18 protein-coding genes and 1 tRNA gene are annotated in these 18309 nt (G+C 55.5%); 7 read left to right on the top strand and 12 right to left on the bottom strand.

Annotated elements, in window-relative coordinates; translation table 11 throughout:
• Window position 1: 1 nt before the first annotated feature.
• Window positions 2-532: a class IV adenylate cyclase gene (cyaB, locus tag E3E28_RS10080; RefSeq protein ID WP_167914973.1), complete on the top strand. Its 531-nt coding sequence runs from the start codon at window positions 2-4 to the stop codon at window positions 530-532.
• A 15-nt stretch (window positions 533-547) separates the two neighbouring features.
• On the opposite strand, the gene E3E28_RS10075 is transcribed toward cyaB, so the two are convergent.
• Window positions 548-1741: a redox-regulated ATPase YchF gene (locus tag E3E28_RS10075; protein ID WP_167915417.1), complete on the bottom strand. Its 1194-nt coding sequence runs from the start codon at window positions 1739-1741 to the stop codon at window positions 548-550.
• A gap of 83 nt (window positions 1742-1824) precedes the next feature.
• Here E3E28_RS10075 and E3E28_RS10070 point away from each other — a divergent pair, with 83 nt between their 5' ends.
• Window positions 1825-2658: an MBL fold metallo-hydrolase gene (locus tag E3E28_RS10070; RefSeq protein WP_167914972.1), complete on the top strand. Its 834-nt coding sequence runs from the start codon at window positions 1825-1827 to the stop codon at window positions 2656-2658.
• Here the strand turns inward: E3E28_RS10070 and E3E28_RS10065 are convergent.
• Window positions 2645-3352 carry an aspartate racemase gene (locus tag E3E28_RS10065; RefSeq protein WP_167914971.1) on the bottom strand — a complete coding sequence of 236 codons (708 nt, stop codon included), beginning with the start codon at window positions 3350-3352 and terminating at the stop codon, window positions 2645-2647. The two genes, E3E28_RS10070 and E3E28_RS10065, sit on opposite strands and share 14 nt — an antisense overlap.
• A gap of 95 nt (window positions 3353-3447) precedes the next feature.
• Between E3E28_RS10065 and E3E28_RS10060 the strand changes: the two genes are divergently transcribed.
• A complete protein-coding gene (locus E3E28_RS10060; RefSeq protein WP_167914970.1) occupies window positions 3448-5112 on the top strand; it encodes an oleate hydratase in 1665 nt (554 codons plus the stop codon).
• Window positions 5113-5121: 9 nt separating this feature from the next.
• On the opposite strand, the gene E3E28_RS10055 is transcribed toward E3E28_RS10060, so the two are convergent.
• Window positions 5122-5466, bottom strand: coding sequence for a cupin domain-containing protein (locus E3E28_RS10055; RefSeq protein ID WP_167914969.1), 345 nt, complete (start codon window positions 5464-5466; stop codon window positions 5122-5124).
• Between the two features lie 31 nt (window positions 5467-5497).
• Complete coding sequence (locus E3E28_RS10050) at window positions 5498-5869, bottom strand: hypothetical protein (protein WP_167914968.1); 372 nt, start codon at window positions 5867-5869, stop codon at window positions 5498-5500.
• Between the two features lie 173 nt (window positions 5870-6042).
• Here E3E28_RS10050 and E3E28_RS10045 point away from each other — a divergent pair, with 173 nt between their 5' ends.
• Together E3E28_RS10045 and E3E28_RS10040 are read left to right on the top strand one after the other, a co-directional pair.
• The gene (locus E3E28_RS10045; RefSeq protein WP_167915416.1) at window positions 6043-7410 is read left to right on the top strand and encodes a TldD/PmbA family protein; all 1368 of its coding nucleotides are present in this window, start codon (window positions 6043-6045) and stop codon (window positions 7408-7410) included.
• 10 nt (window positions 7411-7420) lie between these two features.
• Window positions 7421-8746: a TldD/PmbA family protein gene (locus E3E28_RS10040; protein ID WP_167915415.1), complete on the top strand. Its 1326-nt coding sequence runs from the start codon at window positions 7421-7423 to the stop codon at window positions 8744-8746.
• Window positions 8747-8855: 109 nt separating this feature from the next.
• Here E3E28_RS10040 and E3E28_RS10035 read toward each other — a convergent pair whose 3' ends face one another.
• The 3 genes from E3E28_RS10035 to E3E28_RS10025 form a co-directional block, all read right to left on the bottom strand.
• On the bottom strand, window positions 8856-9851 hold the full coding sequence (locus tag E3E28_RS10035) for a class I SAM-dependent methyltransferase family protein (RefSeq protein WP_167914967.1): 996 nt from the start codon (window positions 9849-9851) through the stop codon (window positions 8856-8858).
• A 55-nt stretch (window positions 9852-9906) separates the two neighbouring features.
• The gene (locus tag E3E28_RS10030) at window positions 9907-10698 is read right to left on the bottom strand and encodes a hypothetical protein (protein ID WP_167914966.1); all 792 of its coding nucleotides are present in this window, start codon (window positions 10696-10698) and stop codon (window positions 9907-9909) included.
• 195 nt (window positions 10699-10893) lie between these two features.
• Window positions 10894-10971 (bottom strand) — tRNA-Glu (locus E3E28_RS10025).
• Window positions 10972-11061: 90 nt separating this feature from the next.
• Between E3E28_RS10025 and trm10 the strand changes: the two genes are divergently transcribed.
• Window positions 11062-12171, top strand: a complete 1110-nt coding sequence (gene trm10, locus E3E28_RS10020; protein WP_167915414.1) for a tRNA (guanine(9)-/adenine(9)-N1)-methyltransferase — start codon at window positions 11062-11064, stop codon at window positions 12169-12171.
• Window positions 12172-12201: 30 nt separating this feature from the next.
• Here the strand turns inward: trm10 and E3E28_RS10015 are convergent, their stop codons facing one another.
• Window positions 12202-12783, bottom strand: coding sequence for a ferritin family protein (locus E3E28_RS10015; RefSeq protein ID WP_167914965.1), 582 nt, complete (start codon window positions 12781-12783; stop codon window positions 12202-12204).
• Between the two features lie 108 nt (window positions 12784-12891).
• Here E3E28_RS10015 and E3E28_RS10010 point away from each other — a divergent pair, with 108 nt between their 5' ends.
• A complete protein-coding gene (locus E3E28_RS10010; protein WP_167914964.1) occupies window positions 12892-13269 on the top strand; it encodes a hypothetical protein in 378 nt (125 codons plus the stop codon).
• Window positions 13270-13325: 56 nt separating this feature from the next.
• Here E3E28_RS10010 and E3E28_RS10005 read toward each other — a convergent pair whose 3' ends face one another.
• The 4 genes from E3E28_RS10005 to E3E28_RS09990 are packed head-to-tail and all read right to left on the bottom strand — an operon-like array spanning window position 13326 to window position 18308.
• Window positions 13326-15146 carry a proton-conducting transporter membrane subunit gene (locus E3E28_RS10005; protein ID WP_167914963.1) on the bottom strand — a complete coding sequence of 607 codons (1821 nt, stop codon included), beginning with the start codon at window positions 15144-15146 and terminating at the stop codon, window positions 13326-13328.
• On the bottom strand, window positions 15143-15748 hold the full coding sequence (locus E3E28_RS10000) for an NADH-quinone oxidoreductase subunit B family protein (RefSeq protein ID WP_167914962.1): 606 nt from the start codon (window positions 15746-15748) through the stop codon (window positions 15143-15145). Before E3E28_RS10000 ends, E3E28_RS10005 begins: the two co-directional genes overlap by 4 nt.
• On the bottom strand, window positions 15748-16953 hold the full coding sequence (locus tag E3E28_RS09995; protein WP_167914961.1) for an NADH-quinone oxidoreductase subunit F: 1206 nt from the start codon (window positions 16951-16953) through the stop codon (window positions 15748-15750). The genes E3E28_RS10000 and E3E28_RS09995 overlap by 1 nt, the downstream gene beginning before the upstream one ends.
• On the bottom strand, window positions 16950-18308 hold the full coding sequence (locus E3E28_RS09990) for a proton-conducting transporter membrane subunit (RefSeq protein WP_167914960.1): 1359 nt from the start codon (window positions 18306-18308) through the stop codon (window positions 16950-16952). The genes E3E28_RS09995 and E3E28_RS09990 overlap by 4 nt, the downstream gene beginning before the upstream one ends.
• Between the last annotated feature and the right edge of the window lies 1 nt (window position 18309).

Here is an 18309-nt window from a genome sequence, read left to right as displayed (position 1 = left end):
GATGGAAGTTGAGGTGAAGTTCAGGGTTGACTTCGAGGCGACGAAGCGGAAAATCGAGTCCCTTGGGGCCCTCTTCGTCAGGGAGGAGCTCCAGGAGGACGTTTATTTCTCCCTACCCCTCCCAAAGCTTCTCCGCGTGAGAAAAATTGAAAACCTCGGGAAGGCCTTTCTCACATACAAGGAAATCAGGGATTTGGGCAGGAACGAGGAGTTCGACGAGCTTGAAGTTGAGGTCTCGGACTTTGAGGCAACCGTTGAGATTCTCAAGCGCCTCGGCTTCGAGAAAGACATCGTCGTGAGGAAGAGGAGACTCGTCTATCGGCTGGACGATGTCACCTTCGAGCTCAACGACGTTGAAGACCTCGGCGGTTTCCTCGACATAGAGGTCATCTCCGATGACGTTGAGGAAGCGAAGAGGAAAATCTGGGAAGTGGCAAAGCTCCTCGGCCTGAGTGAGGACGATGTGGAGCCGAGGCTCTACCAGGAGCTCATAAGGGAAGCCATGAGAAAAGAGAAGAACGAAAAAAGCTGACCTAAGGTCCGTTCCTCACTTGGCCGTCGCGACTATCTTGATTATGCCGTTGAACCCAAGCTCGTAGTCCTCCCCGACGCGCCTCTTCGTTCTTGCGTTTACCGCGTAGAGGAAAGTCCTTCCGAGGTCGGTGTGGACCTTATACGCCAAATCCCTCGGCGTTGAACCCTTCGGGAGCAGGTAGACGTGGGGCAAGACGTTGCCGAACTGGTCGGTGAGCTTGTTCTCGTCCTGAACCGGGTAAACCGGAATTAGATTCAGCAACTCGAAAACCGCCCGGTTTATAACCTCCTGAACGCCGGTCGAGCCGAACCTCTTAAGGACCTTCTCCCTGATGAGCTCCAGGGCCTTCTCCTGCTTGGGATTCATTTTCTTGACGATTTTGAAGTCGCTTGAGCCCGGAATGTACTCGATGAAGCCGGCCTTTGCCGCCTTCCTGAGGGTCAGCTCTGCTGCCGCTGAAGTGGGAACGACGATGTAACCCCTATTCTTTCCCTCCTCGATGAGCCTCTTGATTTGCTCGTCTGTGGCGGCATCTGCCTTGTTGGCGGCTATTATTATCGGCTTGTTGATTTTTCTCAGCTCGCGGACGAATGCGAGTAAATCATCGTCGCTCCACTTTGTAGGGTCGCCCGGAAGGCCCACCTTGTGAATCGCTTCCCAGACGTCCTCCTCGGTAACCCCAATTCCGGAGAGGTGGTCGGCTATGGCCTGCTCTAATTTCATGTGCTGGAGTTTAATTCTCTTCGCAAACTTCTCCCAGCCCTTCTTGAGGATTCCGTAAATCCAGTAGTCTATCTCCCTCTCGAGGAACTCGATGTCCTCAACCGGGTCGTGGTAATCCGTCGGCTGGCCCTCGGCGTCGGTCTTTCCGGTGGCATCTATAACATGAATCAGCGCCGAGGCCATTCTCAGGTCGTCGAGGAACTTGTTGCCCAGACCGCGCCCCTCATGAGCTCCTGGCACGAGACCGGCGACGTCAATCATCTTTATCGGAATCAGGGCCTTCCCATCGCGGTACTCGTAGTTCTGGGGGTTCGGCTTACAGCCGAGCTCTTTGCAGGGGTGCTCCGCTATCGCGTAGCTGACCCCAACGTTGGCGTCGATGGTAGTGAACGGGTAGTTCGCTATATCAACGTCAACGAGCGTCGCCGCCGAGAAGAACGTCGACTTTCCGACGTTTGGCTTTCCCACAACGCCTATCTCCATTCCTCCCACCGGCCTAAATTGGGAGGAGGGTTTTAAGGGGTTTCGGCCGAAAGGCATAAACGCTCCCGTGCCCATTATACCCGGTGGTTCCCTTGAGGGTTTATGTCCTGGTCGAGGACTACTCGGGTTATGAAAGCCCGTTTCTTGCACAGCACGGCGTCAGCTTCCTCATCGAGGCCGATGGGAAGAGAATTCTCTTCGATGCCGGCCAGAGCGCAGAGCCAATACTCCACAACATGAAGCTCCTTGGGACAGAGCCGACCTCAATAGACTACGTCTTCCTGAGCCACTGCCACTACGACCACACCGGCGGGCTCTTGGGAATTTTAAGGGCCATCGGAAGGCGCGTTCCGGTTGTAGCGCACCCTTCGATTTTCAGAAGGCACTTCATCACGAGGCCATACCTCCGCGAGATCGGCGTCCCCTTCAGGCGGGAGGAGATTGAAGAGCTCGCTGACCTCTACCTCACCGCCGACCCGCTTCCAATAACGGAGAACGCCTTCTCAACCGGCGAGATAGCAGAGAGGGAGGACTTCGAGAGGGCCGAGCTTGAGGTTTACACCATCGAGAACGGAAAGGTCGTGCGGGACGAGCTGAGGGACGACATGAGCCTCGTTGCCAAAACGCCGAAGGGCCTCGTTGTTGTGAGCGGTTGCAGTCACGCGGGAATCGTGAGCATAGTGAAGCACGCAATACGGCTGACGGGAGAGGAGCGCGTTAAGGCGGTCATAGGAGGCTTTCACCTGATTGAAGCGAGCGAGGAGAGGATAAGGAAGACCGTTGAAGCGTTTCAGAGGCTCGGCGTTGAGGAGGTCTACACGGGACACTGCACCGGTCTGAGGGCGGAGGCAGAGTTCCTGAAGGCCTACGGCGAGCGCTTCCACAAGCTTCACGCCGGAATGGTCATCGAGCTCTGAGCTCCTCAAGGCCGAGGGCAAGCTTTACTGATTTCTCGGCTATGACGTCCATCGGGTCAATCAGGGGAACGCTCAGGTCGTCCGGCTTGAGAGCGACGCTGACCTCGGTACAGCCGGCTATTATTCCATCAACCCTCTTTTCGAGCTTCTTCGCGACCCGCAGGAGGAGTTCCCGCCCGTAGGCAACGTTTCCGGCCTTAACCCCTTTGTATATCCCCTCCATCACAAGCTCCTGCCCGGTTCTGTCCGGCGTCGCGATGGCTATTCCCCTCTTCAGGAGCGCGCGGTGGTAGACGAGGCCTTTTATCGTCCCGTCAGTTGCGAGAAGGCCCACCTTCCTGAGGCCCATCTCCTTCACGCGTTCCGCGGTTTCCTCGACCATGTTGACGAGCGGAATCCGTATGGCCTTCTGGATGTCCTCGGCGAAGAAGTGAGCCGTGTTGCAGGGCATTATGATAAAATCAGCGCCCCAACTCTCAAGCTTCTTCGCGCTGTCTATCAGCTCGGGCCTCGGGTCCTCGCCCCTGCCAAGGATGTAGGCTGTTCTGTCGGGGATTTTCGGGTTGTTGTAGATGATGATACGCGGGTGCTCCTGGTCCCTCTTTGCAGGGGTTTTCTCAACTATCCTCCGGAAGAGCTCGGCAGTTGCCAGCGGGCCCATCCCGCCGAGAATTCCGATGATTCTTTCGGCCATCAAACCACCGTTACACGTTTTTGGGAAACATTTTTAAACTTGGCTACTATGTCTAAATCAAACATGTCTCTACAAGACATGTCTGGGTGAGGAATATGCTGAACTACAAGAGGACGACCCCGAAGAAGGTTCCGGACATCGAGGAGAGGAAGGCCTACATGGTCGGAGGAGGAATAGCCTCCCTCGCGGCGGCGGTTTTCCTCATAAGGGACGCCAGAATGCCAGGAAAGAACATATACATCATAGAGAAGACCCCCGTAAACGGGGGCTGTCTGGACGGCTCTGGAGACCCTGAGAACGGCTACCTCCTCCGCGGTGGCAGGATGTTCGAGGCGCACTACGAAGCGACCTGGGACCTGCTTGGAAGCATCCCCTCTCTCGACGACCCTGAAAAGACAATCCTCGACGAGGTTGTCGAGTTCAACAAGGAATACGTTGGCTCCTCCAAGTGCAGGCTCGTCGGGACTCCGGGCAAAAAGGTTGACTTCTCCAAGTACGGCCTAACCCTCAGGCACCTCAACGAGATGAACGAGCTCCTCATAACACCTGAGGACCAGCTTGGCGGAATAACAATCGAGCAATGGTTCTCCAAGGACTTCTTCGAAACCAACTTCTGGTACTTCTGGGCGACGATGTTCGCCTTCCAGCCCTGGCACAGCGTTGCCGAGATGAGACGCTACATGCTCCGCTTCATGCACCTCGTTCCGGGAATGAACAGAATCGAGGGCGTCCTCAGAACACCTTACAACCAGTACGATTCAATAATCCTCCCGATTCAGAAGTGGCTCCAGGAGAGGGGAGTCAACTTCATCATGGGCACCAAGGTAGTTGATGTTGAAATCGAAGAAATCGACGGCAGAAAATACGTCACCAAGCTCCATACGAAGGGCCAGCACGAGGGGGTTATAGAGGTCAGCCCGAAGGACCTTGTCTTCATAACCCTCGGCTCGATGGTGGACAACTCCACCTACGGCGACTTCGAGCACCCGCCCGTTCTCAACAGGGGCGAAGGCGACAGCTGGAGGCTCTGGAGGAACCTCGTCAAGAGGGACCCGTCCCTTGGAGACCCAGATGCGTTTGCCTCGGATATTGACAAGACCAAGTGGGAGTCCTTTACGATAACCTTCAAGGGTGACAAATTCCTCAAGATGCTCGAGGAGTTCACCGGCAACAGAACCGGAACCGGCGGACTGGTGACCTTTAAGGACTCCTCCTGGCTCATGTCAATAGTGGCCTTCAGGCAACCCCACTTCAGAAACCAGCCTAAGGATGTAACCGTAATCTGGGGCTACGGCCTCTTCGTGGACAGGGAGGGTGACTACATCAAGAAGCCGATGAGCCAGTGCACTGGGAAGGAGATATTCCTTGAGCTCCTCTATCACCTCGGCTGGCTCGATAAGAAGGACGAGCTCCTCGAGACCGTCATAAACGTCAGGACCGCGATGATGCCCTACATAACCGCCCACTTCATGCCGAGGAAGCCCGGCGACAGACCTCCGGTGGTGCCCGACAACTACGGAAACCTCGCCCTCATGGGGCAGTACGTTGAGGTTCCTGGCGAGTGCGTCTTCACCGTCGAGTACTCCGTCAAGTCGGCGATGATTGGCGTTTACAGCCTCCTAGACCTCGGCAGGGAGGCACCGGAAGCCTACAAGCCCTACAGGAGGATAGACTACCTCCTCAAGGCGGCGGAAACCCTCGTTGACGATGACAAAAAGGAGATGCTGAAGAGGAGCCTGAACCTCTTCCTCTTTGGCTGACTCCTCTTTTTACTCTTCCAGCCACACCGAGTCGTCGCCTTTGTAGTTGAGCTTCACAACGAAGAGCCTGAAGGGCTCGTCCTTCTCGTTGATTACCCAGTGAACGGTCTTCGGCTTGACGAGGAAGATGTCGCCCGGCCTCGCGAGGTACTCGGTCTCGCCGATGCCAAGCCTCGCCTCACCATCCATTATGTAAAACAGCTCGTACTGGTGGAGGTGGTAGTGCTTCTTAACCGTCTGCCCCGGCTTCACCTCGACTATCTGGGCGTACGAGCCTTCGGGGAGCTCTCCTTCAAAGAGCGGAAGCTTCCTGTAGGTGCCCCTGTCTATGAGGTTCTTGATTTCGGCCTTCATGGAGGTAACTTGAGGTTGGGGTTAATTAGCTTTACTGGCTCTCTGCGTCCTGTCCGCGGGAACGGGGCTTAATGTTCGGCTGGAGTTTCTCGTCAATGAACTTCTCCAGCTTCCCAAACCCGCCTGCGTGTATTATTGCTCCGAAGAGCGCCCCCAGAACCGCTCCGTAGAGCATTGGCCTGATATCTGCAAGGGATATGCCGAAGAGTTTTGCGAGCAGAAAACCCGAAACCGCCATCGTGAGATAAAACAGAGCGACCTCAAGGCTTTCCGACCTCGGTTTGACGAGCTCTACCACGAGCAGGGGGAGGAGGTAAAGCGCAACGAGCGCCCAGAGACCGAAGAGAAGTCCCGAGATAGCGTTACCCTTCGCCATTCCAAGGGCTATCCCAACGGTGAGCATGAAAAAGACCGCAAATGCTAAATTCCTCCGGGTTATCCCGTGCATTCCGCTTCCCCATTCTTTTTACTCACAGGAGCTCAAATCCCTTCTTTTCGACCCTCATCGAAAGGCTCAAAAGACTTTTATAGTTGTCCATCCCACAAGGGATTGGACAAACGTCAACGGTGGTGGACATGGAGGCACTTGAAAGGGCCCTTAAGTGGGCTGAAGAAAACCTGAAGGCGGAGTACATCGAGTTACGCTACGAGGACCTCAGGAAGACCACGCTCGGCCTCAAGGACGGCGTCTTCACGAGCTTTACCGGCAAGCTCCACAGGGGCGTTGCCATAAGAGTTCTGGCGGACGGTGCCTGGGGATTCGCCTCGACGAGCGAGCTTGAGAACCTTGAGAAGAAGATTGAAGAGGCATACAAGCTCGCCAGAGCGGCCGCGCAGACGAAGAAGGAGAAAATCCAGCTGGCCGAGATAAAGCCGGTCGAGGACTTCGTGGAGAGCAAGATGCGTGTCAAGCCGAGGGAAGTGGACATCGAGGAGAAAGTCTCCCACCTCCGAGAGCTTGAGAAGCTCCTCAAGGAGGACAAGGCAGTTAAGAGCGTTCAGATTCGCTACGAGGACGGTGGGGGGAAGAAGATACTCCTCACCAACGAGGGAACGAGGATAGAGTGGGACTACAACTACCTCTATCAGGGCGCCTACGTTACCGGAAAGGCCGACGGAAAGCTCGCGATGGCGAGGGACAGCATTGGAGCCGTTGACTACGGCTGGGAGCTCATGACCGAGATAGAGCCGAACGAGAAGGTGAAGGAGAGACTTCTCAGGAAGATGCACAGTCAGCTCAAGGGCGTTGCCCCGAAGCGCGGTGAGTGGCCGATTGTGGCCGGTCCGATAGTCGTCGGAATCATCGCTCATGAGGCTTTGGGCCACCTCGCCGAGGCGGACCTCACGATAAACTCGCCCTTCAAGGACCTCATAGGCAAGCAGATTGCACCGGAGTACGTCACGATGAGCGAGCGCTACGTCGAGGGTGGCTTCGGAAACGACAAGTACGACGACGAGGGCGTTCCGGTTAAGGACATTCACATCATCGAGAACGGAATCCTGAAGGAGATAATGCTCAACCGCGAGTACGCCCACAAGTGGGGCATGGAACCCAACGGCCACGCGAGGGCCGAGAGCTACCGCTACCCGCCGATAATCAGGATGCGCAACACGGTTTTCGAGCCCGGCGACCACTCCTTCGAAGAGCTCATCGAGGACATCAAGTTCGGCTACTACGTGGTTGACTTCCGCGGTGGACAGGCACAGCTCAACAGCGCCTTCCAGGTCGGAATCCAGGAGGGCTACGTCATCAGAAACGGAGAGATAGCGGAACCGATAAGGGACACCTCGATTACCGGCGTTGCGATAGAGGCCCTCAAGAAGATAAGCGCCGTCGGCAAGGACTTCGGCCTCGAGGTCGGCTTCTGCGGAAAGGGACAGACCGCCTTCGTCAGCTCCGGTGGCCCGCACATGAGGTTTGACGGGGGAATTCTCATCGGGTGAGGTGGTGACGATGGAGAACCTCATACGCTACGCTGAGAAGCTCTTCGATGAGGTTGAGATTGCCGTTTACCGCTCGAAGGAGGTCAGCGCGAGCGTCGAGCTGAACGAGATTTCCATGACCGGCGTTAGGAGCGGTGCCGTAACCGTAATCCGCGGTATAAAGGACAAGCGCCTCGGCCTGGCCATAGTGGACAGCGACGAGGAGAAGCGCGTCAGAGAGGCGATAGAGCAGGCCGCGAAGATGGCGAGGCTCAACAGCAGGGATGAGAAGTGGGTCTCCCTTCCCGAGCCGGGACAATACAGGGAGAAGCCCAAGCCCAACTACGAGCTGAAAGAAGCTTCTCCCGACGTTCTCGTTGAGATGCTCGTCAGGGCCATAAAGCTCGCCCGCGAGAGGGACGAGCACGTGGTCGTCGCCGGCGGGGAAGGCGGCGTCAGCTGGGAGGAGAGACAGATAGTGAACTCCCACGGAATAGACGTCTTCCAGGAGGGCGGCGCGGCGTTCTTCTTCGTCGAGCTGGTCGGCAGGAAGGGCGACGTTGTAACGCCGGGCATCTTCGACTTCGACGCGAAGCGTGACCTAAACCTCGACGTTGAAGGGGTTGTCGAGAGGGCCGTCCAGAAGGTCAAGTGGGCCTACACCGTCAAGCCAAGCAGGAACGAGGAAGTTCCGATAATCCTCGGTCCTTGGGCAATTGCCGGCCTCTTCAGCTACGCGCTCCTCCCGGCCTTCAGCGGTGAGCGCTTGGTCAAGGAAACAACGCCTCTGGCCGGCAAGGTGGGTGAGAGAATTGCGAGCGACGTGATAACGCTCTACGACGACCCCTTCCACGAGCTGTCGCTTGAGCCAGTCATAGCGGACGGCGAGGGCGTTCCGACGAGGAAGAACGTCCTAATCGAGGACGGAACCTTCAAGGGCTTCGTCTGGGACAACTACTGGGCGAAGGTTTACGGAACCGAGAGCACCGGAAACGGAAAGAGGGACTTAAGGAGCGGAGGAATAAACATAGGCTTCCACAACGTCGTCATAGAGAGGGGCAAGCGCTCCCTTGAGGACATGATAGCCGAAATCGAGCGCGGCTACTTCGTTGACGGCTTCCAGGGCGCGCACTCCAGCAACCCGGACAACGGAAACTTCGCCGTAACGGCGAACCCGGCGTTCCTCATCGAGGACGGTGAAGTGGTTGGTTCGAGCGTCTTCCTCATCGCCGGAAACGTCTACGAGCTCCTCAGGCAGGCGAGCGAGGTAAGCAGGGAGCAGACCGTGATGCCCTTCATGAACACCATAACGACGCCGTTCATAAGGTTCGAGAACGTGAAGATAGCGGGGAAGTGAACAGGCTATTCCACTCTCTTTCATCTTCCCCACTTCCGTTTTTTCTAACCTTGGGGGTGTTTTATCGAGAAAACACCCGCTTTTAAAGTCCCGTTCTCCTCACAAAACATCACTTCAGAACCCTGAAGTCAATCACGATGTTGAACTGTCTCGGCGCGTAGGGGCGAACCTTTCTCCGCTCAAGGAACTCGACCGAAAAGCCCAGCTCGCGTGCAACCGCTTTAATCGTCGCCTCGTGCTCCGAGTATAGGTCCTCCTCCGGACTGAATCCATAGTAGTGGATTATCCCTCCATCCCTAACGCTCAGCATCGCTTCCCTCAAAAAGCGGTCCGCGAACTTGGGCAGGTTCATTACAACGCGGTCGGCTCTGAGCTTTCCGGCAACTTTCCTAACGTCCCCGAGGATTGGAACGACGTTGCTGGCTTTGTTCAGCCTGATGTTCTCCTCAAGGTAGCGAATCGCCCAGGGGTTCAGGTCACAGGCGAAGACGAGCCCCGCCTTCCTCGCGAGGAGGATTGAGTAGGGTCCGACACCGGCGAACATGTCGAAGACGACTTCGCCCGGCTTTGTCTTCCTGAAAATCCTCATTCTCTCCGTGGCGAGACGGGGTGAGAAGTAGACCTTGGCGACGTCGAGCTTGAGCCTTATCCCGTTCTCGCGGTGGAGGGTTTCCGTTCTATTTTCCCCGGCGAGATGGATTAGCTCCCTAACGCGGTATTCGCCTTCAACCTTACTCCCCTTGGCGAAGACGGCCTTTATGTGCCTGTGAACCCTGAGAATTGCCTCGCCGATTGCCCTTCCGTAGGGTATCAGTTCGTCGGGGAGTTCGATTATCGCAATGTCTCCAATTATGTCAAAGGAGCTTGGGAGGAGGGGTTTAACACTATCCGGGACGTCGACGACCTCGCGGTAGCTGTGGGGTCTTCTCTCAAGCCTCTCGAACTCGGCCTCGACCAGCTCGAAACCACTAACTTCCTCTGTCACGGGAAACAGAACGAACTCACTCTCCCGCCTGACGGCGTATCCTTTCGCCAGAACGCCGAGCTCAATGAGCTTCCTCCGCACTTTTTCGGCCTCTCTCTTGGGAACTTTGACGGCGAGCATCGGTTAGGTAGCAAACATAAACATTAAAAACTTTGCTTCTTTTTAAGAGTACCTATTAGATGCGCGGTGACTTTTTCAGTAGTTTACCCTGCTCAGGTAAGTTCCACGTGGTATAAATAACATCTTTCTGCTGAACAAGGTATATATCTGGATTTGAGGAATGCAGATAACATGGCCATCTTAGTACCTCATATCTATCCAATGTATCAAATATTTGAACTGCTAAATCCTTAATTAGCTCTTCAGAAAGTCCTAGTGACTTAAGAGCATTAACTGCAATTTTAATGTTCCTAGAGAGGTATAAATCAATCACAACTGGACAATGGAAATTGTGGTAATTAGAGCAACCATATAACGTGTAACCATCAATCACTCCAACCAATCCATATTCTTTCAAGATGCTTGAAATTTTATCAAATGCAAGGGGATAATTAACTCTAAACTTTCTCTCTTCTTCTCGAATTATTCTTTCGGCCTTGTTAGCAATGGTCTTTTTTCGAGTTACTATCCACCAAACGGTATCCCCAAAGAAAACTCGTTCCACTACTTGTATATCCTCGGTTGGATTCTTCCAGATTGCTATCATTATAACCCTATTTTCGAGTAGATCCACAATATCAGCGTCTTTTGGTATTCTACAACTCTCTGAAGGCCAACTTTCCCAATTCTTATTACTCACTAACTTGCTAAGCAACCATTCATTTGGGCCATCAGTATTTTCACTTAGAACCAGTCGTCCAATGAGCTTTCGACGGATAAAAGAATGTAATCTTTTTGTATCTTCCTCACTCAAATTAGCTTCTCCAAATTTAAAATCATTCTTTGTTAAGATCCGCATTTGAATCACCCAAGGTTAGGATTAGGCACAACCTAAAAAATCTTGTCGTTTATCTAACAACTTTCCATGGCTATTCTAATATCTTTGGATTCCGTTAGAAATGATTGCATCTACCAATTTTCATTTGAGAAGTGATTCTCAGAAAATCTGATTTTTAGAAGAGCTAGAAACATTCCGCCAGCGCTTGCGAAGCAAGGGCTGTTATGGTGCCCCGGCCGGGATTTGAACCCGGGGCGCGGGCTCGAAAGGCCCGCATGTTTGACCGGGCTACACCACCGGGGCTCGATATTAGGGAAGGGTGAGCGTTTAAAAATCTTTCGTCAAGTCTCGGCAAACCTTTTTAAACCTCCCCCCGAGCCTCAAGCGATGGCCATGAAGACCCTCGCGGATGTTCTCAGGGAGGCACTGAGGGAGAAGGGCATAGAGAGCATCGGAACGCTCTCGAAGCGCTTCAGGAAATCCAGGAACAAGCTCCAGGACATCGCGGTTGAGATAGTCCACGGCAAGGGCGCAATCTTCCGCGTTCCCGAGAAGACGGCCGTCGCGTGGGACTTGAACGGAAACCGCGTTGAGGGCTCTTACTATGCCTACGCTCCCCTCTGCATGGCGGACAAGTTCGAGATGGTTCTCTCTCCGGAGGAGCTCCGTTCAAAACTTCCAGAGTGGCCCTACTTCATAATCGACCTCCAGCTGTGGAACAAACACACCCAGAAGGAGAAGGGCAAGGTCTGCCTCCAGATTAACCAGAGCTACGGTCTCTTACGCGACTACTTCACCGGCAGGGAGCTGGCAGTTACAGGGGCCAACGAGGAGTTCAGGGAGATGTTCCACGGTCCCCTTGATAGAATTACCACATATGAGGGTCCGACTGCCGAGTTCCTAAAGGAGAGAGGAATAGACGAGGTCGTCCTCCTCGACCCCTGGGCGGATGAGGTTCTGAGCGAAAAAGACTTCGATGTTAAGGCCTTTATAATCGGCGGAATCGTGGATACTGGCCATGATAAAAAGCTAACCCCCAAAATTGGCGAGGAGCTTGAAGGGGCGGGAATAAAAGTCAGGCGGAGGAAGATAGTCCTCAGGGGTGACGTTACGGGCGTTCCGGACAGGATAAACAGAATCCTCGGCATCATCCTCAAGATGCTCGTTGAAGGAAAGTCTATGGACGAGGCCGTTTACGAGTTCCAGGAACCGCTTCACGCCCGCTGGAGACTCAGAAAGGAGCTTCCAAAGAGAGCAACCCGCTACATGGTTGATGGGAAGACCTACCGCGTCGTCGAGAAGGAACTGTTTGACGAGTACTCGAAGTGGCTCAAAATCCGCCCGGAAGACTTCGTGAAGGTTCTCAGGGAGCTTGACTTGGTCGCGCTCGATAGAAAGAGGATACACCACCTCAACAAGATTTCGAACGCAAGACTGATTAGAGGTAAACTCTACCGCGTGATTCTGCTCAAAAAGGCCGCAATGCTATGCTACAACTGTTGACTGGATAAGTTGATTTAAGGGGAAGCGATTTTATCGCTTTTTGTCCCGTTTAATCTCCTCAACAAGTTCCTTCAGGGCTTTCTGACGTTCCACCTTTGAATAGAAGTCGTATTCCTGTTTTAGGAACTCGTAGTGCTCCCTCTCGTCCTGGGCGAGGCTCTCCATGAGCTTTTTGTGCTCCGGGTCCTCAAGGAGCTCGGCGAGCAGTCTGTAGGCCATCTCCGAGAGTTGCTCCGCGTCCATGCCGATTTCAAGAACCCTTAGGTAGTCCCCAACGGTCCTGAGGCGGTAGTCCTTCTCAGAGAACACCCTCACCCAGCTCTTGAGGTTAACCTCCGGCACTTCTTCCCCCGGAAATAGCGTCCTGAAAAGCCTCGAAACCTCAAGGTCGTGGCTCTTCTCCATCTCAAGGAACTCCCTGAACTTCTCGCGAGGATAGCCGTCGGGGAGGTTCTCGTAGAGGAACCTGTAGAGGCCGGTTGAATCCACCTCGCCCTTGAGGACGTAGGCAATTATCTCCTTTAGTGGCTTCTCTGATAGCTCTTTAACCGCCCGCCGGACCTCCTCTCTGATGCTGGCCTTTTCCATGAACAGCTCAAGCGTTTTGCTCATGGTATCACCCTCCCATAATTGACGCCAACTCTTAAAAACGGTTTTCATTTCGAAGGTTGAGCCAACAGCTTCTTAAGTTCCGTCTCAAATACCCTTTCGGGGATTGCCATGGGAGTCAGTGCCCTCATCCTGTTCAAGAACTACAACATCGGAACCCAGCAGGTTATGGGCGGTTCGCCCTCGGACGTTATCCCGAGGATTTACTCGAAGTTCAGAAAGGCCCACTGCCCGGAGCAGGCGATTCTGAACATAATAAAGGAAAACGGCAACGTCGTCTTCGGAGAGGGAGACAACAAGATGTTCACTGGCTACGACTTCGTTTACAAGGTCTGGTACACCGGAAAAACGCTCTTCATCGAAAACGAGGACCTGCTCGAGGATGATATGATACAAGACGTCCTTGATGAGCTACGCAAGGAGTTTGGGGAGGTCAACATAGAGGTCATCAAGGAACACGACGCGACACTCTTTGAAATCCATCTCTGAACTCTCACCTTTTCCTTCTCCCTTACCCGTAAAAGATGGAAATGCAACGGTAAAAATCAAAGGGAGTGGAGCAGGTATATCAGGCCCACAATCAGTGCGAGAAGAATGTAGGCAACGTAAACGCTGTCGGAACCCCTCATGAGCTCGTGTCTGAACCACTCGGATGCGCTGAGATATGCCTCCGCAAGTTTCTGGTATGCGATGTTGAGCCTTTCCTTCCAGTAAAGCCTTCCGCTCTCTTCCCTCGTTCCGTAGAGCCAGCCCTCTGTTATGAGGAGTATCGCCGAGTGGGCTATCGGTGGGTACTCCGGGTTCCTCAGTCCACCGCTCCAGGCCCTAACGCGCCGGACCCTCCGGAGGACTGTGATGCGAACCAGAACGTAGACAGTGACCCCGAAGACTGTTACAAGCCCTGCGAGGTACGTTGGCGAGATTCCGCCGAAGTCCTTGGCGACGATTAGGAAGCCATCCTTGACCCCGAGCGCACCGGTGACGAAGGCGGTGGCGCCCATTCCTGTGAGCGAGCTCAAAGCACCATCGGCCAGCCTGAAGACTGCCAGGGGGAGAATCCCCACCATCACCAGCACCGCACCCATGAAGGTGTAGGCGATGTCCTCAGCGGAGAGCTCCCTCCTTCCTCCCGCGCGCTGAACTCCGTGGGTTATCATCTTGCTCATCGCAACGCCGGCGACACCCGCGGTTAGGGCAACCAGTGAGCCAACCAGAACCATCAAAACCTTGAGCTTTACATCCGGGATTTTGAAGCTCTGAAGGAGCGTTTCTATGCCCATCCACTCACCGAGGAAGCCCGGAAACGGAGCGACACCGGCCAGGCTGAGGGCGGAGACGTAGCCCGCGACGACGCCGACGGTGGTGAGCCTCCTTGGCCGAACCTCGGGAAAGCGCCCGGTTCCGTTCTCAAGCCTGCTTGCGATGAGAAAGAGGAGACCCTTCGCAACGCTGTGGGCGAAGGCGTAGAAGAGCAACGCCAGGAACGCAAAGGAAGCGAGTGTCTTGTTGCCGGCGTTGAGGGCGAGAACCGTTCCGCCGAAGAGCGCGAGTAAAACGCCGTCGTTCTCAACGGTGCTGTAACCGGGCAGTCTCTTGACGTGCTCAGTTCCAGCTGAATAAGCCGCGCCGAGTATGGCGGTTAGACCGCCGAGCAGGAGGAAGAACGCTCCAACCCAGTTGGCAGGAACCGCGATGAGTAACAACCTCGCAAACCCGTAGACACCCATAAGGGTCACAACTGCGCTGAGGAGGGCACCCACGTTTCCGGGAACCCTCGGATAGGCGTCCACAATCCAGGTATGGAATGGAACCGCGTCCATCTTTACGGCGAAGCCGAGACCTGCCAGGAAGAACGCCAGGCTCCAGAACCCGGAACCTTTCCAGGCCGAAAATGCCGTGGAGCCCGTCTCAACGGAGAGCAGGCCGAAACCGGCCAGGATTAAGAGCGCGCTCAGCTCGCCGAAGGCGAGGAACTTGTAGGCACCCCTCCGTGAGTTCTCCCTCACGGTCATTCCGAAGTAGCTCGCTATAGTCATGACCTCCCAGCCGACGAGGAAGCCGACGGCCCCCTTTGCAAGGAGTATCACGAGCATTCCGGCAATGCTCATCGTGAACGAACCGGCTAACAGCCTCGGATAGTGGTCGTCGTAGCTCAGGCTGAACAGCGAAGCCCCGAGCCATACTATCCCCGAAATCACGAGGAAGTAGCGGGAAACGTCGTCTATTCCCTCCGGCCGGACGAGGGCGAGGACCAGCAGGCCGGCCGAGAGAAGGGCCGAGAGCGCGTAGCTGGCCTTTTTCGAAATCACCGCGAGCAGGGAGGCAACGATGAAGCCTATTGTTATCGCGTAGAACGGGTCAATCATTCGACATCCCTCCCGGCGACCTTGAGGAGGCCCTCTATAATCTGAACGGGACTTGGCGGACAGCCCGGAACGTAGCCGTCAACCGGAACGAAGTCCTCCACCTTCCTATCGCACAGCGCGCCGTTGGCGCAGGAGCCCAAAACTAAGACCCGCTTGGGTTCGGGCATCAGCTCGTAGGCCTCCTTCAGGACCGGAATCATTCCATCGGTCGGACAGCCGGCGACGAGGAGAACGTCCGCGTGCTTCGGCGTCGGCGTGAAGAATATCTTGAGCCTGTGGACGTCGTAGTTCGGGCTGTGGAGGAGTGCAACCTCCCTGTTGCAGGCGTGGCAGGTTCCGACGTCAAGGAAGAAGACGTGGAGTGACTTCCTGAAGGGGAGAGGATTTTTAACCTCACTCAGCCCTGTTTTCTGGCCGAAGGGGACGTTGCAGAGACGGCAGTTGATGCACTTCCTGTAGTCGAATCTCCCATCTTCAACGGCCCCGAACGGGCACTCCGCCGGGGCCTCGAGAGGGAAGCTGAAGAGAAGCTCTTCCTCGCTTACCCTCTTTGGATACTCGCTCGTCAGAACGCCCTTCCTGAGTCCCCTGATAATCCACATCACTCCTCACCTCCCTGCCAGAGGTCTGCATCCGCGAAGTTCAGGCCGAAGCTGTGAAGTCCGAAGGGGAAGTCCGTGAAGATGTTCCCGGTTATGCCCCTGCAGAAGGCCACGTAGTTTATCCTCGACGCTCCCCTGAGGCCAATCCATGAAACCCTGCCGTCCCTCAGCTCCACGAGCGTAAGAACGTCACCATGAGGCGCCTCTGCCAGCCCGAGGTTGAGACCCTCTTTAACCTCTGGGTCTGACTTTAAAGCCCTGAAGTCGATTCCCTCGATAATCTCAAAGGAGCGCTCTATCTCCTCCATGCGAACCATGAGCCTCGCGAGGGCGTCCCCGTCCTCGCACGTCACCGGTTTGTAGGAGTAGAACCTGTCAAAGGCCCGAACGTCCCTCGGGACCCCGGAACCCCTCGATGCTATTCCAACGGCGTCGAGCTCGATTACGTCCTCTTTGCTCAGCCGGCAGGTGTTGTGGAGACGGTCGATGAATATCTTGCTCTCAAGCAACTCCTCCCTCAGCTCGCGGAACTCCTCCTTGAGCTTCCCAAGCCTCTCAACGGCCCTTCCGTCGAGGATTCTAACCCCTCCAGGAACGTTCGCGCCGAAGCCGTAGCGATGGCCGGTCAGCCTGTTAAGAATCCTGAGCGTTTCCTCCTCGAGCCAGTGGAAGTGCATCGTCGCGACCTTCTGAGATGCATCTCCAGCGAGCTTGTGGATGACGTTGAAGTGGTTGTAGAGCCTCTCAATCTCAAGGAGGCCCTTCCTGACCTCCCAGACGTCCTCGTCGGGGTTGGCCTCAACCGCCCTCAGGAAGGCGTAGGTGTAAGCTAAGGCGAAGTTCCCTACGGCCCTCTCAAGAACTGCAATGGTCTCCTCCAGCGGGCGGTTTATCAGCCTTTCCTCGATTCCGCGTTTCTTGTAGCCGTAGACGGGCCTTATCGAGACTATCCTCTCGCCGTAGGTGAGTATCTCGAAGGCCCCGGCCTGCCCCAAGCCACCGGCGGCCGGACCGAAGGTCAAAGGGACCGCGTTGCTTCCCGGCGGGATTCTGATGTAAGGCGTGGTCTCACCAATCAGGGCGGGCGCAATCTTCCTGTCCGGCAGTCTCTCCTCTTCCCTAATGAGGGCCTCGCCCGTGTCGTAGTCGAGCCAGACCGTTAGGTAGTTTCCGTTCCTCCTGAAAACGGCCGAGAGAGCCATCATATTACCAGACCCCCGGTGAGTGCAAGGTAAACTGCGTAGAGGCTTACCCCAAGAGCTACGAGTGTCATCGTCAGGGGTATCAGCTCCTCACCGCGCTGGAACTCCGCTCCCTTTCCCTCTCCGAAGAGCATCTTGGCCGAGTGCCAGTTGAGGGCCAGGAACGAGAGGAGCAGTCCCGTTCCGATGAGGAGGGCCCACCAGCGGTTTATCGAGAGGGCAACCCCGAGTATCGACAGCTCCGCAAGGAAGGTTCCGAAAGGCGGTGCACCGGTCACCGCCAGAGCAGATAATCCGAAAGAGTAGCCGAGTGCCGGGCTGTCCTTCAGCAGGCCGTTGATTTCCCCAATCTCGTGGCCGTACCTGCTCACCGCGCTTCCGGCTGAGATGAAGAGGGCGCCCTTGGCGAAGGCGTGAACCGCGATGAGGACGAATACGAGCTTGAGCAGGCTCGGCCTGTAGTAACTCAGCGCGATGCCTATGGTAGCTACGCCCATCATGTCCATGCTCGAGTAAGCCAGTAGCCTCTTGACGAACCTCTGCGAGGCCATCAGGATTGATGCCACCAGGACCGTCAGGATTCCGACGGTTAGGGCTATGTAGACGGCCTCCTTCCCGAGACCCGTTGATGCCTTGAAGAGGCGGTAGTAAACGAGCAGAGCCGTTGGGAGGAGCGTTCCCGAGAGCATAGCGCTGACCGGCGACGGAGCGCTTCCGTGAGCATCGGGAAGCCAGCCGTGCATCGGGAAGAGACCGACCTTTGTTCCGAAGCCGACTATGGCAAGCAGTCCAACAACGGCGCCGGCTTTCTCGGATAGAACGAGGTGCCTGACGTCGAGGGTTCCCGCGAAGCTGTAGGTTATGACAACGGAGAGGAAGGCTATTCCAAGGCCCGCGGAGGCGATAATCATGTAGCGCCATGCCCCCTCGACGTTCCGCTTCTTGCCGTCTGTGATTATGAGTATCGCGCTGACGACGGTCGTCGCCTCGAGGCCAATCCACATCCAGCCGAGGTTCGAGACGACGGCGGTGAAAATCATCGAGAGCGCGAAGAGCGAGAGGAAGCTCCAGTAGAGCCTGAGCGGGTAGAATGGCCTCTCAACCCTCTCGACGTAGTAGAGCGATGCCAGGGAGGCGAAGAAGTAAATCCAGGCTATCGTCGTTGCCAGAACCATTGAGTACCAGTCGGCGTAGAAGTAGTAGCTCGAGACGGTGTAGCCCCTGAGAAGCATGTCGGTTGCTATTGACGCCGTTATGAACGCCAGCCCGGGGACGATTGCCCTTCCGAGCCTCTCCGAGAGGAGCGGAAGGAGCGTCGCTATGAGCGGTATCGCGAGCAGGTAAACCACTGCCTCCATA

It is taken from the genome of Thermococcus sp. 21S9 (assembly GCF_012027635.1).
Lineage (GTDB): Archaea > Methanobacteriota_B > Thermococci > Thermococcales > Thermococcaceae > Thermococcus.
The sequence above is the reverse complement of the archived record's forward strand: the minus strand, read 5'-3'. Positions and strand labels throughout refer to the sequence as shown.

What these genes read in the sequence shown, in the direction of transcription:
- cyaB (WP_167914973.1), top strand. Translation starts at nt 2, where the DNA reads ATGGAAGTTGAGGTGAAGTTCAGGGTTGACTTCGAGGCGACGAAGCGG.
- E3E28_RS09990 (WP_167914960.1), bottom strand. Translation starts at nt 18,308, where the DNA reads ATGGAGGCAGTGGTTTACCTGCTCGCGATACCGCTCATAGCGACGCTC.
- E3E28_RS10075 (WP_167915417.1), bottom strand. Translation starts at nt 1,741, where the DNA reads ATGGAGATAGGCGTTGTGGGAAAGCCAAACGTCGGAAAGTCGACGTTC.
- E3E28_RS10060 (WP_167914970.1), top strand. Translation starts at nt 3,448, where the DNA reads ATGCTGAACTACAAGAGGACGACCCCGAAGAAGGTTCCGGACATCGAG.
- E3E28_RS10010 (WP_167914964.1), top strand. Translation starts at nt 12,892, where the DNA reads ATGGGAGTCAGTGCCCTCATCCTGTTCAAGAACTACAACATCGGAACC.
- E3E28_RS10055 (WP_167914969.1), bottom strand. Translation starts at nt 5,466, where the DNA reads ATGAAGGCCGAAATCAAGAACCTCATAGACAGGGGCACCTACAGGAAG.
- trm10 (WP_167915414.1), top strand. Translation starts at nt 11,062, where the DNA reads ATGAAGACCCTCGCGGATGTTCTCAGGGAGGCACTGAGGGAGAAGGGC.
- E3E28_RS10050 (WP_167914968.1), bottom strand. Translation starts at nt 5,869, where the DNA reads ATGCTCACCGTTGGGATAGCCCTTGGAATGGCGAAGGGTAACGCTATC.
- E3E28_RS09995 (WP_167914961.1), bottom strand. Translation starts at nt 16,953, where the DNA reads ATGATGGCTCTCTCGGCCGTTTTCAGGAGGAACGGAAACTACCTAACG.
- E3E28_RS10015 (WP_167914965.1), bottom strand. Translation starts at nt 12,783, where the DNA reads ATGAGCAAAACGCTTGAGCTGTTCATGGAAAAGGCCAGCATCAGAGAG.
- E3E28_RS10000 (WP_167914962.1), bottom strand. Translation starts at nt 15,748, where the DNA reads ATGTGGATTATCAGGGGACTCAGGAAGGGCGTTCTGACGAGCGAGTAT.
- E3E28_RS10035 (WP_167914967.1), bottom strand. Translation starts at nt 9,851, where the DNA reads ATGCTCGCCGTCAAAGTTCCCAAGAGAGAGGCCGAAAAAGTGCGGAGG.
- E3E28_RS10045 (WP_167915416.1), top strand. Translation starts at nt 6,043, where the DNA reads ATGGAGGCACTTGAAAGGGCCCTTAAGTGGGCTGAAGAAAACCTGAAG.
- E3E28_RS10005 (WP_167914963.1), bottom strand. Translation starts at nt 15,146, where the DNA reads ATGATTGACCCGTTCTACGCGATAACAATAGGCTTCATCGTTGCCTCC.
- E3E28_RS10065 (WP_167914971.1), bottom strand. Translation starts at nt 3,352, where the DNA reads ATGGCCGAAAGAATCATCGGAATTCTCGGCGGGATGGGCCCGCTGGCA.
- E3E28_RS10040 (WP_167915415.1), top strand. Translation starts at nt 7,421, where the DNA reads ATGGAGAACCTCATACGCTACGCTGAGAAGCTCTTCGATGAGGTTGAG.